Raw genomic sequence first — 15,335 nt, forward strand, 5'->3', positions numbered from 1 at the left:
TTTTTATTGGAATTCCCAAGCACTGAGGCTCAGGGTCCCCCATTGATAGCTCTGATGCAGCCGCCGGGCCTTTCGCCCGGCATCGCCCGCCCCCATCGCCAGCAGCAGCGGGATGAAGTGTTCGCTGGTCGGCACGGACTGAGCCGCAAAAGGAGCCAATTCACGGTAACGGAACAGTTCGTCCGTGTTCCAGTTCTCCAGCCGACGGGCGACCCAGGCGTCAAATTCCCGCGGCCAGGCCTCCACATGATCCGGCCCGGCGTTCCAGTGAATTTGCCGCAAATTGTGCACGATGCCCCCGCTGCCTATAATCAACACGTCCTGCTTGCGTAATTCTCCTAACGCTTTGCCGATTTCGTACTGCTGCTCGCTGCTCAAATCACGGTTCACCGACATCGCGACGACCGGAATATCCGCCTCCGGAAAGAGCAGATTCAATACCGCCCAAGCTCCGTGGTCCAATCCCCGCTCCGTGTCATGTTCACTCGTGATTCCCGCGTCGGTGAGCAACGCGGCCACTTTGCCGCTTAATGCCGCATCCCCGGGAGCCGGGTACGTCATTTGGTACATTTCCTCCGGAAATCCGTAGAAGTCATGGATCGTATCGTAAGTTTCCACCAAACCGACCTGCTGCACCGGGTTTTCCCAATGGGCGGAGAACATCACGATTCCTCTGGGCCGACGCGGCAGCGTTTGGGCAAAGTCTTTAAGAAAACGGGTGTACCCGTGATCCTCCAATACCAACGAAGGCGCGCCATGCGCGAAAAAATACGCGGGGAGACTCATGCCCGTTCACTTTTTCTTGCGGTCAACCAACGGTCCAACGACCAGCCCGCCGTATCCGCCAGCACGAAGAAGATCGCCATGGACAGCAGTGCCAGGTCCAGTTCATAACCGTTCAAAAGGCCGGCGGACAGCTTGGCGGTAAAGATTGCCCCCAGCATCACAACCGCAAGCACCGCAGAAACATACCGCGTAAACAAACCGACGATCAGAAGCAGCCCGCCGATGAGCTCGATCGGACCGACCAGATAAGCTGCAAAACCGGGAAGATGAATGCTCTCAAACCAGGCCGCCACATTGCCCAGCCCCATCTTCATCTTATCCATCCCGTGCGCCAGAAACACAACGCCCAGCACCAACCGCAGAATCGTCATTCCCCAAATTTGCTTCATCTATGTTTCCTCCTCAAAAAAAATATTAGTAATATGAATATTTTATTCACGGGAATTAAATTACCTTAGTTCATCTGGATTGTCAACAAAAATATTGTTATTATTAAACTATGTTTTGTATTACTAATATCACATCGTATTAGCGGGCGCCCTGACTTTGAGATCGTTCGCAAGCAGGAGGGATATGCCTATGGATATCGGGTCCACCATCCGGTCGATCCGGAAACGCAAGAACATCACCATTGCTCAAATTTGTGAAAAAACCGGCCTTTCCCAAGGCTTTATGAGCCAGGTCGAGACCAACAAGACCTCGCCGTCCATCGCTACTTTGGAACATATCGCCGGAGCCTTGGACGTGCCGCTGGCTTATTTGCTGCTCAAAAAAGAGGAACGGATGCAAATCGTCCGCAAAGAAGAGCGTATTCTGACCTCGAGCGGACCCGAGCAATTGAGGGTCTTCCATCTCGGATCCACGCAGCATATGCGGATGATGATCGTGGAAATCCCCCCCGGCGCTTCAACCGGTGAAATTCCGCACGCCCATGAGGGGGAGGAAGTTCATCTCGTTCTACAAGGTAAAATATATGCCGAACAAGGCGAGGACAGCGCGATCTTCGAGGAAGGGGATTCCTTCAGCTGGAACGCTTGCACCCCGCATCGGGTACGGAATGACGGAGAGCACCCGGCCCTGGTGCTGATCTCCGTTTACCACGACGCGCAGAAAGACACAGGCTGGATGGGGTAATTGAACGAAGATAAGATATCTCCCGCTTCATTCCGGTCCTACCCATTTTCCGGGTTCCCCGGCACTTACCCTGCCCGATCCGCCAATGCCGCATATGCTTAGTTAAAAAGGGAGATGTTCAGGTGAAGGTGAAAGCGAAGGAGAAACCACCGAAATCCCGGCTCACCATTATTCTCGAAAAAGGAAACCGGCGCATCATCACGCGCACCCCTTTACCGGGGGTGGATAAAGTCGTGGTGGTCGTCAACCGCCAGTTTACCAATGCGCCCAACACCACGCAGATCACCAGCGGGGCCGGCCGGAGCAGCGCATCCGGCAACAACGCGGCGATTTTGTCGCCGCTGACCCGGCAGCAACAAAGCGTGGGCGCCGGCGGCCTGGCCAAAAACCTCGAGGCCAAAGGCCGGCGAAAAGGCAAGCCCGCCGCTTCCGGGCTGCCGCTTTACCCCGGCGTCCCCGGCAAAGAGGTCGTGATCATCATCAACGACCAAATCGTCAAGCTGCCGAGGGGCTTTACGAACGCCTCGGCGACGCAGGTGTCCAGCGGAGCCGGGGCGTACAGCACGGGCGGAACGAACTCCGCCATCGAAAGCCCGGGCACTCGGCAGCAGCAGGCCGTAGGCGGAGGGCCGGGCAGCGCCGCGCTCAACAAATGGTTCGGCCGGGAAACCCGGCGGCAGCGAACCGGACGATCGCGGCGGCTCAAACGCAAGCCCTCCCGCGGAGCCAGGGGGCGCCGGCGTTAAGCGCACGACAAACCGCCGCCGGGGAGGAGGGTCCCCCGGCGGCGGTTTGCGTCGGGCGCTGCATCGCCCCGATTATTGCGGCCCCCGCTCCGAAAGCTGCTGCTGGGCTAAGCGGATCATTTCGCGGACCATGGTTCCGCCGATTTTGCCGCCAACCTGTCCGACCGATTCCGTGGTCAGGTTCCCGTTTTGCCCCGGCCGCAGCGGAACGCCCAGCTCCCGGGCGACCTCAAACTTCACGTCATCCGGCCGGTTCGGGTCAACGTCATATCCTTCGCGCCGCATCACTTCGGCCTTGAACCTCTGCATCCCTTGATCGGCTCCGGGCACCGCGTACTTCCGATTTCTTCTGGACAACGAGCTCCACCCCTTCGACTGGTTTTACCCTAAGATGCCCGGGGACAGCGGGAACTATCCCGGTGATGTTTTTACCAGTTGAACATCGTCGTAGCCCGCCCCGGTATTCGGCCAGCGCGCCGACCAGACACCGAGATTACAAAATGTACCTCTCTGTTATTATCGGGAGTCCGCCACCTGATGGACCGTCTAACGGAAATAATAGCCGCTATTTGACCGATCCACGATAATGCTCACCCCGAAGGAGCACAATAGGCGCTATTGTGTCCGTTAGAATCTTAAATGGGCGTTTATCCCGAAATAGCAGCTATGGCGTCCGTTAGAAGTTCGGTCCAATCGGTTTAACCTATTCCAGACGGTTCAATCGGTTGAAGAACGATTCAACCGTTGTTAATCCTCCCTATCTCCTTCCAACGTCAGGCTTACTTCAGCGGCCGGCCCGCCCTGCTTTCTGGTTTGCGACGGGGTCATGCCGATGTACCGTTTATACAGCCTCGTGAAATAGTTGGCGTTCCCGCATCCGACCCGAGCGGCGATCTCGGTGACCGACATCCCGCTTTCCTGCAGCAGCCGCCTCGCCTCGTTCATACGGCAAACATGGATGTATTCGACGAAGGTCCGGCCCGTCAATTGCTTGAACAGCCGACAAAAGTAAAAAGGCGTCAAATTCAGAAAACGGGCGGCCTCCTCCACCGACCAGGCCTCCCCCGGATGCTCCTCGATCCGGCGGATCAACCGCTTAAAAGGCTCCCGGTTGGGGAAATAGGCCGCATGCGCTGTTTTTTCCGGCCCCTCCTCCATCCCCGCCCTCGCCAGCAGCGTGAAGTACAGATGGAGTTTTGAGGTAACGACCAATTGGTACCCCTGAGGTCTTGCCGACAATTCTTCCACCGCCTCCTCCAGCCAGACCCGGCTCTGATCTCTCCGGCGAGGATCTTCCGGCTTGACCGGAAAGTGCCGTCGGCCCTCCAAATAGGGGACGATCAGTTGGTTATGCACCGGATCATGCATCCAAGGATTGAAGAGCGACGGATTCAAAACGATGCAATCGAAATCCACGTCGCCTTCATCCAGCGCATATCCGACATGCAAACTGCCGCCCGGAATCAGGATAATCTCTTCCGCCCCGGCTTCATATGGACGGCTGTCGATATGAAAAACGGCGCGCCCTCTCCGCATCAAAATGATCTCCATATGCTCATGCCAATGCAAATACAGCACGCAATCCCCCGGGTTGACTCGGGAGCACCGATTGGCAAAAAGCTGTACGGGATATATTTTTTGTTCCAGATAAGTCTCTTCCCTAAGCTCTTTGGGATTGGTCATTGTAAACATCTCACCACCGCAAGATCGGACTAATAATGCACAAGATCGCATAGAGCAGCCGGCGATCCTCCTAGCTATAATGAAGCTGTTAGGACCACTATATGACAATATTGGAGGGATGGGAAGCATGGAACACTTCCTGCGCATCGGCACGTTGGTCGGGGGCGGCGACGCCGACCGCATCATTCCGCAAATCGTCCGGCATGGCTTCGAATCGTTTAATTTGACCTTTTGGCAGACCACCGGGAAAACGAACCTAGAGGAGTTGGCCAAACGGGTGCAAACCCTTGCCGAAGAACATGACTTTGTGATTTCAGCCCTAAGCATATTCGGCAACCCGTTGACCGGAGAAGGCGACAACGCCGATACACTGGCCAGCTGGGAACGGCTCATCGACCATGCCCATTTGTTCGGCACCGATTTGGTAACCGGTTTCACCGGAAGGCTTCCCGGACAGCCGATCGACGAATCGATCCCGAAATTCCAGGAAGTTTTCGGTGAACTGTCGCGCCGGGCGGCGGACCGTGGCGTACGCCTCGCTTTTGAGAACTGCGATATGGGCGGGACGTGGCAGAACGGCGATTGGAACATCGCTCACAACCCTACCGCCTGGGAATTGATGTTCAACGCCGTACCGGCGGACAATATCGGACTGGAATGGGAGCCCTGCCACCAGATGGTCAGCCTGATCGATCCGATCCCGCAGCTGAGAAAGTGGGCGAAGAAGGTGTTTCACGTTCACGGCAAGGACGCCACCATCGCCTGGGACGTCGTCAAGGAATACGGCGTACACGGCAAACAGCCTTACGTCTGGCATCGGACGCCCGGTTTCGGAGACTGCAACTGGGCGGATATCATCACGATTTTGCGCCAGAACGGATACCGGGGAACGATCGATATTGAGGGGTGGCATGATCCCGTTTACAAGGATGAGCTGGAAATGACCGGGCAGGTTCACGCTCTCCGCTATTTAAAATTTTGCCGGGGCGGCGACATCGTCCCCAACCCGGTTTAACAAGGGGGCTTAAGCTGCAATGACCCGTTTAACGAAAAAGCACCGTGTCCTCGTGGCCGGCTGCGGCGGCATGTCCCACATTTGGGTCGATTACGCGCTAAGCCGCAGCGATACGGAAATCGTGGGGCTTGTGGACCTGAGCCTCGAAGCCGCCGACGCGTTGGCTTCCCGGAAGGGGCTTTCCTGCCCGCGATTTACCGATCTCCGCGAAGCGATTCTCCAGGCGGACGCTACCTTGGTATTTGATGTGACCATCCCCGCAAGCCACTATGTCATCGGCAAAACGGCGATGGAAATGGGCTGTCATGTCTTTGCGGAGAAGCCCCTGGCCGAGAACCTTGCGCAGTGCCTGGATCTGCTTGAGCTATCGCGGAAAAGCGGCAAAATCCATGCCGTCATGCAGAACCGCCGCTTTGACCCGAACATCCGCGCGCTCCGCCGCCTCGTCGGCGGGGGAACGATCGGGCGGCCCGGCTTTATCGGCGCGGACTTTTTTATCGGCCCGCATTTCGGCGGATTTCGCGATGCCATGGACAGCCCGCTTCTGCTCGATATGGCGATCCACACCTTCGATCAGGCCCGCTATATTCTGGGCGCCGACCCCGTCTCGGTGTACTGCCATGAGTTTAATCCACCCGGCTCCTGGTATGCCGGAAACGCGATGGCCGTCTGTATTTTTGAAATGTCCGACGGTTCGGTGTTCAACTATCGCGGCTCCTGGTGCGCCGAAGGGGCGTCCACTTCGTGGGAAAGCTCCTGGAGAATCACCGGCGAGTTCGGCACGGCCTTATGGGACGGACAAGGCGAGCCCTATGCGGAAATTGTGGCGGAGGGGGGCTCCGCCGACCGATTTATCCGCGAAACGAAGCGCGTCGCCGCCGTTCCCGTGAACATGGCCCTGACCGGCCACCAGGCTTGTCTCGCGAACATGTTCGATGCGCTGGAGACCGGGGCCCGGCCGGAGACGGATTGCAGCGACAACATCCACAGTATCGCCATGGTATTAGGGGCGGTGGAGAGCGCCAGGTCGGGGAATAAGGTCCATTTTGCCAAGTTTATGAGAAATGGGTGGGCCTAGTGCCTTCCGCCGACGTCGAAAATCGTATTTAACTCATGGGGGCTAAGGGGCCACGCGCATTTTCCACCCCTGCCACTCCAAAAAGATGCAAATCTGCAGGCTTTTAGATCGATTTCACGAGCGGATGCGAAAAAGGATGCAAATCTCCAGGCATTTCTAGCGATTTTAGAGTAACAAGCCGATTTCGTCGAAAATTCCTGCAGATTTGCAGGAATTTTATATTACCAAGCTGGCTGATGGGCCTTTTGAAGCAAAACCGCCTCTGCTCTATACCCGATAAGAACCAGGCCTGAGGCAGTGATAAAATTTTATTTTCCATATTTTTCTGCACAACTCTCATCTCCCAGACTCGTCCAACTAAGTGAGCTATATAATTTATTTTAATTCTTGGGAGGATGACCTCATGAAAAAACCGAAAAAGAAACACGCCCTCCTGCTTCTGCTTAGCGCGGGACTTCTTACCACCGCGGTTCCGGCCTATGCCGCCGAGTCCGCAGCGCAGGGTTCGGCACCGCAGCAGACGCCGCCGGTGAACATTGTGTTGGACGGGAAGCGGATTCAACCGGTCGCGGATCCAAAAATCGTGGACGGCGCCGTGCTCGTTCCAATGCGCGGTCTGTTTGAGGCGCAAGGCGCGAAGCTCGCTTGGGACGGCGCCACCAAAACGGTGACAGCCACCAAAGGGGATGCGAAGCTCACCTACCGGTTGGGCGAAAGCTTGGCCGAGCTGAACGGCCGGACGCTGCAGGTGGATGTTCCGGGGCAGGTGGCGGACGGCCACACGCTGGTTCCGCTGCGTATGGTAAGCGAAGCCCTGGGCAGCACCGTCGTTTGGGAAGAGGACGCCCGAACCGTCCGCATTACGTCTGCCGCCCTCATCGGCAAAGAGGCGTCGATCCGCTGGGGCGTGAATCTGCGGAGCGCTCCGGACGCGGAGAGTGAAGCCGCGGAGGAACTGCTTCCGGCCGGCGCCAAGGTCACGGTTCTCCGCGAAGCCTCGCCGTTCTGGCTGGAAGTCAGCACGGAGGACGGGCGGACCGGCTACATATCCGCAAAACCGAAATACACCGACTATACAAGCTCTGCCCTGCGGGACAAGCAGGCGGATGAGCTGCTCGCCTATGGCATGACCTTTGCCGGCACCCCGTATGAATTCGGCGCGTCGCCGGATCAAACCGCCACCTTTGACTGCTCGTCTTTCGTCAAGCGGGTATTTGCGGATACGTTGGGGATCGAGCTGCCCAGGGTATCCTATGACCAAGCCAAAGAAGGACAAGAGGTCAAAATCGAGGATCTCCGCAAAGGCGATCTGCTCTTTTTCGGGGCGCGCGGTTTGGATATCGGCCATGTCGGCATCTATGCGGGGGATAACCAAATTTTGCACACGTACTCGAAAAAATACGGCGTTCGCCTGGAGGCTTTCTCCGACAGCTGGAAAGAGCGGTTCGTGACCGCGCGCCGGGTGTTTTAACGGCCACGAATGGTGAACGACACGGGGAGCAGGCTACGAGGGCTGACGGGGGATGGTGGATGACACGCGGAACTGGCTACGGGGGCGAACAGCGGACGGTGGATGACACGCGGAACTGGCTACGAGGGCGAACAGCGGACGGTGCGTTGGGTGGCGTATCAGGTAGTGCGCCAAGCGGCACGTTAGGCTGCGCATCACGCGGCACGTCAGGCCGCAGGTCATGCTGCGCACCAGGCGGCGCTTACATTAGCGGGAGAATATCCCGCTAATGTAAGCGGACGGCGGGACCGGACACTACACTCAGAAGATCGAGGCACTCAGGTGAAGGATTAGTTAGTTGAGTAATATGATTGGCCTGCGGTGTTTAGTTACGGTAGGAGATAAAAGCAAGTTAGAGTTTGGACATGCTAGGCTGGGCGAGGTTACACCAAATGAGCAATATTAGCGGGAGAATATCCCGCTAATGTCAGCGGACGGCGGGACCGGACACTACACTCAGAAGATCGAGGCACTCAGGTGAAGGATTAGTTAGTTGAGTAATATGGTTGGCCTGCGGTGTTTAGTTACGGTAGGAGATAAAGGTAAGTTAGAGCTTGGACATGCTAGGCTGGGCGAGGGCAGGCCTAGCCTTGGGGTCGGGCGCGGCGATGGATGGGCATGGATGGGCTCTGGTTGGGACCTGAGCGGCAGATTAACGGGAAAAACTCCCGTTAAATGACGCGCGAATGGCCAAGTGCGAGGATTACCTGGAAAAAATCCCGCTAATTTGCCGTGATTGGGCCGGACTGGCCAAAAGGAGCTGAATTAGCGGGAGGAAATCCAGCTAATTGGATGAGGTTACACCAAATGGGGGAAATTAACGGGAGGAAATCCCGTTAATTAGTAGAACAGGATCGAGCGCCATTGAGCTAATGCCTCCCTGGACATCGGAATACGAGAAAAAAACAATGCGCTGCTTAGCGTTGACTTGGCGTGAAACTCCCGATAAGCACGCAGCCCCACGCCTGCCAACATCCCTAATCGTATTTAGCCCACGGCGATCAAGATGACAACGCAGTTCCAACGCTCCAACTCAAAAAAGATGCAAATCTGCAGGCATTTTGTTCGATCCACGCGCGAATGCGAAAAAAGATGCAAATCTGCAGGCATTTCTAGCGATTTTAGAAAAACAAGCCGGTTGCTTCGAAAATTCCTGCAGATTTGCAGGAATTTTTAAATTTTGGCCCCGAACCAGAAAAAAACATGCAGATTTGCAGGAATTTTATTTACCAGTTTGTTTGATGGGGGTACTGGCTTCTTCCTCCTATAAAGATCTGTTAAGTAGCGGCGGTTAAAGCCTCTCCACCTCATCAGCGCCGCCCGAAAATGACGATTCCATGAACCGGGAATACCCTGCCCTTCTCTGTCCATACTAATCCCATCCAAAACAACCCGGAGGCGGATCGGAATGGCCATGGAGGCGGAAAAGGAAGTCAGGGCGGGCATGGAAACAGGGCTGCAAAAGGAAGCCGGCAAGAAGATGAGCCTGCTCATGTTCAGCGGGGAGTACGACAAGGCGATGGCCGGGCTGATTTTGGCCAATGCGGCGCGGGATATCGAGGTCGAGGTAACGATGTTCTTCGCTTTTTGGGGGTTGTTTTTGCTGCGGGATCCCGAACGGATGACGCAGGAGGACAAGACGGTCTATGAGAAGCTGCTCGGCTGGATGTCGCCGAAAGGCGCGGAGGACCTTCCCTTGTCCCGCATGAATTTCAGCGGCTTGGGAAAGTGGATGCTGACGGAGATGATCGAGGATCAGGAAGCCCCCAAGCTGATTCATTTCCTAAAAGGGGCGCGTAAAAAAAACGTCAAATTCTACGGCTGCCGATTGTCTCTGGAAATTATGGGCATCCGGCCCGAAGAGCTGATTCCGGAGCTTGAAGTCGTGGACGCCCAAACGTATCTCCGCGACGCGCTCGCTTCCGATGTGCAGTTGTTTATTTGAATTTCAAATAATGTTCACGGCTCCCTTTGGAACGCCATCGGGCATCCCAGCGTACCCTAAACCGATCAATCGAACGGAGGGCACACGCCTATGCTCAAGGCCAACATCGGGAGCCTTGTTTATGATTTGCCGGGCTCCAGTGAAGCATTCTTCAACCGGTACCGGAAAAATACGATCGGCGAGGGCCATACCTTCCTGTCTCCCTACGGCCGCAAGCCGCTCCTCTATGCCGACTGGGCGGCCAGCGGCCGGCTGTATCGCCCGATCGAAACGAGGCTCGCGGAGGAGTTCGGCCCCTGGATGGCCAACACGCATACCCGCTCCACCATCACCGGCCGGACCATGACCCTCGCTTACGAGGAAGCCAAAGCGGTCATCAAGCGCCATGTGAACGCAGGTCCGCAAGACATGCTGGTGTTTGCGGGAACCGGCATGACCGGGGCGGTAAACAAGCTGCAGCGGCTGCTGGGACTGAAAGTTCCCGAGCGGTTTAAATCCCGCATCCGCTTAACCGAAGCGGAACGGCCCGTCATCTTTATCACCCACATGGAGCATCACTCCAACCAGCTCTCCTGGGCCGAAACGATCGGCGAGGTCGTCGTCGTTCCTCCCGGGCCGGAGGGGAACGTGGAGCCTGAACATTTGGAGCGGTTATTGCGGCGTTACCGGCATAGACGCGTCAAAATCGGCGCCTTCACCGCCTGCTCCAATGTGACCAGCTTCGAAACGCCCTATGACGAGCTGGCCCGAACGATGCACCGGCACGACGGCAGGTGTTTCGTCGATTTCTCCGCTTCCGCGCCGTATGCGCGCATCGACATGCATCCCGCCCCGCCTCTGGAAAGACTGGACGGCGTCCTGTTCTCCCCCCACAAGTTTCTCGGCGGGCCGGGGACGAGCGGCATTCTCGTCGTCGACAAATCCTGCTGCGACAGCGACGTTCCCGACCAGCCCGGCGGCGGTACGGTGTTGTGGACCAATCCGTGGGGCGAGTATCACTATGTCAAGGACGCGGAGGCGCGGGAGGACGGAGGGACACCGGGGATTATGCAAGCCATCCGGGCCGCTTTGTGCATACGACTGAAGGAAGAGATGGGCACTTCCCGCATGAGAGCGCGGGAGAAGGAGTTAACCTCCCTTCTGCTGCATCAACTTGCGCGAATTCCCGGCCTCCGTCTTCTCGGAGGAAGCCGCCGCGATCGGCTGGGCATCGTTTCATTCACGTTCGACACCATCCATTACAATTTGGTGGTCCAACTGCTCAATGACCGCTTCGGCATTCAGGCTCGCGGCGGTTGTTCCTGCGCCGGAACCTACGGCCATCACTTGCTGGGCATCGGCCTGGCGGACTCCCGCCATATCGCCGGGCAAATCGCGGAAGGCGACCTATCGGGCAAACCGGGCTGGGTCCGCCTCTCTCTGCATCCGATGATGACGGATCGGGAAATCCGCTACATCGCCGCCGCCATCCGGGATGTGGCCGAACATATCGCGGAATGGAAAAAAGACTACATCTTCGATCCGGGCACCGGCGAATGGCTTCATCGCTCACACAAAGGAACTAGTGCTCCAGGTTTTTAAAATACGTGTAAACCTTGTTCAGCTTTTTCTCATGGCGGCCTTTGGGGCTCTCCATGCTTCCGAACTCAAAGAACTTGACCGGCCGGATGCCGACATAGCGGAGCAGCGCCCTTCCCATCAATACTTTATGGGCGTTATTCAGATAGAACCAGGGATAAATCCGCTCGGGCCCCTTCATGGTGGAAATGCAGACGGCGGATTTCCCTTTCAAAAGACCTTCCGGCAGCAGCCGGCCGTTGTCACGGTACCCGAAACCGGAGGAGAACATCCGGTCGATGTAGCCGAGAAGCATGGCCGGAGGACGCCCCCAAAAGATCGGATACACGAACACGAGCTTATCCGCCCATTGAATCTGCTCGCGGTATTTGGCCAAGCTGGGCTCACGGTGCATATCGCGCCTCCGCTTTTCCTCGTTGTACACCAGGACAGGATCGAAAGACTCCGCGTATAAATCCAACACCTGAATCCCGGAAATTCTCGGATTTTCACGGCTTCCTTCCAGCACTTTTTGCAAAAAAGCGTAACTCAAACTTTGATGATTCGGATGAGTATAAATGACCAGCAGGTTCACAGCTAACACCCCATTTACTTATCATTTGATAAATAAATCCTATATGACAACCTATTAGTTGTCAAATGATAATTGTTTTTTGATAATGAGTTTGCTATTGTCGAAGATGAGGTGGTTTTGTGGACAAAACTGAGCTTTTTCAACGATTCGTAGCCTTTACCACTGCCGTACATGAAGTCAAACACGACATCACCAAGGGCTTGAAACCGGAGGGAATCACCCCGGTCCAATACGACATTCTGGAATATATCGCGGTTAGCCAGCCGGTAACCCTGAGCCAGATCAGCGATTGCCATCATATTTCGATGCCTAACGCCAGCCGCGAAATCCGCAAACTCCGGGAAAAACAGCTGTGCGAGAAGGTGTCCGCCGAAGGGGACCGGCGCGTGCAGCTGATCCGCCTGACCGAAGCGGGACAGCGCCTCATGGACGGGGTGTTCGGACAGATCGAAGCCCGGTTTCATCAGCGGGTCGGCCATCTGTCGGCATCCGAAATCAAGGACATCGGCAACGCGCTCCATCTGCTTCACACGAAGGTGTTCTCCTGAACATACAAAAGCCTGGCTTCCCTTTTTACGCAAGGTGATGCCAGGCTTTTTTTCCGCTTGTCTCGATTTACCGGTTCAGAATGCTGTCTTCCAAGACGGCGCTCTTATCTCCGTATTCCTTGATGATATGCTTCTCGCCCCAGGCGCATAAGGAATCCAAAATCCCCTTCAAGCTCCACCCGTATTCCGTCAGTTCATACTCGACCCGCGGCGGCACTTCATTGTAGCTGATCCGGTTGACGATCCCGTCCTTCTCCAGCTCTCTCAGTTGCTGGGTCAGCATTTTCTGCGTGATCCCGGGCATCAGACGTTTCAAATCGCTCGTTCTTCGTTTTCCATACGTGAGATGGCACAGAATGACGCACTTCCATTTTCCCCCAATGACCTCCAGCGTGGCTTCCACCGAGATATTGTATTTTTTCGCCAAAGCGCCTTCCTCCCTTTATTTATACATTAGGCACTTTTTAGTACCTATATCACTTTAAAGTACGTACTGTTCATGACCGCCTCGATAAATGATAATAGCATATGCCGGCCGGCGGCGACAAATCGCAAGAGGAGTGGAAGAACCTGTGACTATAGAAAAAAAACGAAGTATGCTGGCGCTTCTGGCCCTCGCCGTCAGCGCCTTTGCGATCGGGACAACCGAGTTTATCAGCGTGGGACTGCTTCCCTTAATCGCTGGAGACTTTGATATATCCGTCACTACGGCGGGACTCACCGTCACTCTGTATGCCCTGGGGGTCACGTTCGGCGCTCCGGTGCTGACCTCGTTAACCTCCGGGGTTTCCAAAAAAACGCTGCTGCTCGGCGTGATGATCGTCTTCATCATCGGCAACAGCCTGGCCGCCATGGCGGGCAGCATCGGCGTCTTGCTTGCCGCCCGTGTGATCTCGGCCCTCGCGCATGGCGTGTTCATGTCGATCGGATCGACGATCGCCGCGGACCTCGTACCCGAGAACCGGCGGGCCAGCGCGATCTCCATTATGTTCTCGGGTCTGACCGTAGCCACGGTCACGGGCGTGCCGCTGGGCACGATGGTGGGTCAGCAGTGGGGCTGGCGGACGGCCTTCATCGCCATTGCTCTCATCGGCGTGGTCGCTTTCCTCGCCAACCTGATACTCGTGTCCGGCGGGAATTTACGCAAAGGCGCAAAAATCCGGTTCAGCGATCAGCTCAAACTGGTCGGCAACGGGCGCCTGCTGCTGGCTTTCGCCATCACCGCGCTGGGATACGGCGGCACCTTCGTCGTCTTTACCTATTTATCCCCGCTGCTTCATGAAGTCACCGGATTTCCCGAGGAAACGGCCGCGGTGATTCTACTGATGTACGGCATCGCCATCGCGATCGGCAATCTGCTTGGGGGGAAAGCGGCCAACCGCAGACCGGTCAGTGCCCTGTTCTACATGTTCGGCGTTCAGTCCCTCGTGCTGTTCGCCCTGGCCTTCACGGCGCCGCTGAAAATCGCGGGGCTGATCACCATTTTCCTGATGGGCCTGTTTGCCTTCATGAACGTGTCGGGACTGCAAATCTATGTCGTCATGCTGGCGGAACGTTTCGCGCCCCAGGCCAAAGACATCGCCTCCGCCGTCAATATCGCCGCCTTTAACGCCGGGATTGCCCTAGGAGCCTACCTTGGCGGCATCGTCACCGACCGGCTCGGCCTTCTCCATACCACCTGGGTGGGAGCGCTGATGGTTCTGGCCGCGGTAATCCTTACCGGCCGGGCCCGGGTGCTCGAGCGAAGGGACGCCGGCCGCGTAAACGAAAGCGCCCCGTCGCCGGAGGGCGGCTTGCATCGGGCCGCGCAAAACGGGTAAGCTATTTTATGGAATGCCATACCAACTAAAAAGAACATCATTCTAGGAGATGACTGAACCTATGATTAAAAATTTGCAGGATACCGTAACTTTGCATAACGGCGTAAAAATGCCGGGCTTCGGTCTGGGCGTTTTTAAAGTCGAAGAAGGACAAGAACTCGTCGCGGCGGTGAAAGCCGCCATCCGCCACGGCTACCGCAGCATCGACACCGCGGCCGTGTACCAGAATGAAGCCGGCGTCGGAACCGCGATCCGCGAAGCGCTCGAAGAGTCGCTCGTGAAACGCGAGGAGCTGTTCGTGACCTCCAAGCTGTGGAACGCCGATCAGGGCTACGATTCGGCCTTGGCCGCTTTTGAAGCCAGCATGGACAAACTCGGCCTCGAGTACCTGGACCTGTACCTGATCCACTGGCCGGTCAAAGGCAAATACAAAGAGTCCTGGCGCGCCCTGGAAACCCTCTACCGGGAAGGACGGGTGAAGGCGATCGGGGTGAGCAACTTCCAAATCCATCATTTGCAGGATGTCATGGAAGGAGCGGAAATCAAGCCGATGGTCAACCAGGTGGAATTCCATCCGCGGCTGACGCAAAAAGAACTGCTGCAATTCTGCCGGGAGCAGGGCATTCAACTGGAAGCCTGGTCCCCGCTGATGCAAGGGGAACTGTTGAACGATCCCGTGCTTCAGGAAATCGGCGCCAAGTACGGCAAGACCGTGGCCCAGGTAATTTTGCGCTGGGACCTGCAGCACGGGGTGATCACCATTCCGAAATCGACCAAAGAAGCGCGGATTATCGAGAACGCCTCGATCTATGATTTCTCGCTGAGCGAAGAAGATATGAACCGGATCGACGCGCTGAATGAAAACCGCCGGGTTGGCCCGGACCCGGATAACTTCAATTTTTAATGAGTTGAGTCGAA

The 15,335-nt window shown here is 56.4% G+C and carries 16 protein-coding genes; 10 read left to right on the forward strand and 6 right to left on the reverse strand.

Going from position 1 to position 15,335, the window contains the following annotated elements; translation table 11 throughout:
* Positions 1-3: 3 nt before the first annotated feature.
* Positions 4-786 carry a DODA-type extradiol aromatic ring-opening family dioxygenase gene (locus tag LBW89_RS10685; RefSeq protein ID WP_225039144.1) on the reverse strand — a complete coding sequence of 261 codons (783 nt, stop codon included), beginning with the start codon at positions 784-786 and terminating at the stop codon, positions 4-6.
* Complete coding sequence (locus LBW89_RS10690) at positions 783-1,175, reverse strand: DoxX family protein (RefSeq protein ID WP_225039145.1); 393 nt, start codon at positions 1,173-1,175, stop codon at positions 783-785. Before LBW89_RS10690 ends, LBW89_RS10685 begins: the two co-directional genes overlap by 4 nt.
* Before the next feature lie 190 nt (positions 1,176-1,365).
* Between LBW89_RS10690 and LBW89_RS10695 the strand changes: the two genes are divergently transcribed.
* Together LBW89_RS10695 and LBW89_RS10700 are read left to right on the forward strand one after the other, a co-directional pair.
* A complete protein-coding gene (locus LBW89_RS10695; protein ID WP_225039146.1) occupies positions 1,366-1,920 on the forward strand; it encodes a helix-turn-helix domain-containing protein in 555 nt (184 codons plus the stop codon).
* Positions 1,921-2,087: 167 nt separating this feature from the next.
* Positions 2,088-2,666 (forward strand): hypothetical protein, encoded by a 579-nt coding sequence (locus tag LBW89_RS10700; protein ID WP_412066999.1) that lies wholly within the window; start codon positions 2,088-2,090, stop codon positions 2,664-2,666.
* A gap of 72 nt (positions 2,667-2,738) precedes the next feature.
* Here the strand turns inward: LBW89_RS10700 and LBW89_RS10705 are convergent, their stop codons facing one another.
* On the reverse strand, positions 2,739-3,023 hold the full coding sequence (locus LBW89_RS10705; RefSeq protein ID WP_225039148.1) for an alpha/beta-type small acid-soluble spore protein: 285 nt from the start codon (positions 3,021-3,023) through the stop codon (positions 2,739-2,741).
* A 390-nt stretch (positions 3,024-3,413) separates the two neighbouring features.
* On the reverse strand, positions 3,414-4,349 hold the full coding sequence (locus LBW89_RS10710; protein ID WP_225039149.1) for a helix-turn-helix transcriptional regulator: 936 nt from the start codon (positions 4,347-4,349) through the stop codon (positions 3,414-3,416).
* A gap of 127 nt (positions 4,350-4,476) precedes the next feature.
* Here LBW89_RS10710 and LBW89_RS10715 point away from each other — a divergent pair, with 127 nt between their 5' ends.
* From LBW89_RS10715 to LBW89_RS10735, 5 genes are all read left to right on the forward strand, one after another.
* Positions 4,477-5,364, forward strand: coding sequence for a sugar phosphate isomerase/epimerase family protein (locus LBW89_RS10715; RefSeq protein WP_225039150.1), 888 nt, complete (start codon positions 4,477-4,479; stop codon positions 5,362-5,364).
* Positions 5,365-5,383: 19 nt separating this feature from the next.
* Entirely contained in the window at positions 5,384-6,442 is a 1,059-nt protein-coding gene (locus LBW89_RS10720; RefSeq protein ID WP_225039151.1) for a Gfo/Idh/MocA family protein, read from the forward strand.
* 403 nt (positions 6,443-6,845) lie between these two features.
* Positions 6,846-7,913, forward strand: coding sequence for a stalk domain-containing protein (locus LBW89_RS10725; RefSeq protein ID WP_148453579.1), 1,068 nt, complete (start codon positions 6,846-6,848; stop codon positions 7,911-7,913).
* A 1,453-nt stretch (positions 7,914-9,366) separates the two neighbouring features.
* On the forward strand, positions 9,367-9,897 hold the full coding sequence (locus LBW89_RS10730) for a DsrE/DsrF/DrsH-like family protein (RefSeq protein WP_225039178.1): 531 nt from the start codon (positions 9,367-9,369) through the stop codon (positions 9,895-9,897).
* Positions 9,898-9,987: 90 nt separating this feature from the next.
* A complete protein-coding gene (locus tag LBW89_RS10735; protein WP_225039152.1) occupies positions 9,988-11,478 on the forward strand; it encodes an aminotransferase class V-fold PLP-dependent enzyme in 1,491 nt (496 codons plus the stop codon).
* Here the strand turns inward: LBW89_RS10735 and LBW89_RS10740 are convergent.
* Positions 11,459-12,049: an NAD(P)H-dependent oxidoreductase gene (locus LBW89_RS10740; RefSeq protein ID WP_148453585.1), complete on the reverse strand. Its 591-nt coding sequence runs from the start codon at positions 12,047-12,049 to the stop codon at positions 11,459-11,461. The genes LBW89_RS10735 and LBW89_RS10740 overlap by 20 nt on opposite strands.
* A gap of 119 nt (positions 12,050-12,168) precedes the next feature.
* Between LBW89_RS10740 and LBW89_RS10745 the strand changes: the two genes are divergently transcribed.
* Positions 12,169-12,597, forward strand: a complete 429-nt coding sequence (locus LBW89_RS10745) for a MarR family winged helix-turn-helix transcriptional regulator (RefSeq protein ID WP_225039153.1) — start codon at positions 12,169-12,171, stop codon at positions 12,595-12,597.
* 67 nt (positions 12,598-12,664) lie between these two features.
* Here the strand turns inward: LBW89_RS10745 and LBW89_RS10750 are convergent, their stop codons facing one another.
* Complete coding sequence (locus LBW89_RS10750; RefSeq protein WP_148453590.1) at positions 12,665-13,024, reverse strand: winged helix-turn-helix transcriptional regulator; 360 nt, start codon at positions 13,022-13,024, stop codon at positions 12,665-12,667.
* Positions 13,025-13,169: 145 nt separating this feature from the next.
* Between LBW89_RS10750 and LBW89_RS10755 the strand changes: the two genes are divergently transcribed.
* Both LBW89_RS10755 and LBW89_RS10760 read left to right on the forward strand, forming a co-directional pair.
* On the forward strand, positions 13,170-14,417 hold the full coding sequence (locus LBW89_RS10755; RefSeq protein ID WP_225039154.1) for an MFS transporter: 1,248 nt from the start codon (positions 13,170-13,172) through the stop codon (positions 14,415-14,417).
* Between the two features lie 61 nt (positions 14,418-14,478).
* The gene (locus LBW89_RS10760; RefSeq protein WP_225039155.1) at positions 14,479-15,321 is read left to right on the forward strand and encodes an aldo/keto reductase; all 843 of its coding nucleotides are present in this window, start codon (positions 14,479-14,481) and stop codon (positions 15,319-15,321) included.
* Positions 15,322-15,335 lie beyond the last annotated feature (14 nt).

Origin of the sequence: Paenibacillus sp. alder61 (assembly GCF_020179875.1) — a bacterium.
GTDB classification, from domain to species: Bacteria; Bacillota; Bacilli; order Paenibacillales; family Paenibacillaceae; genus Fontibacillus; species Fontibacillus faecis.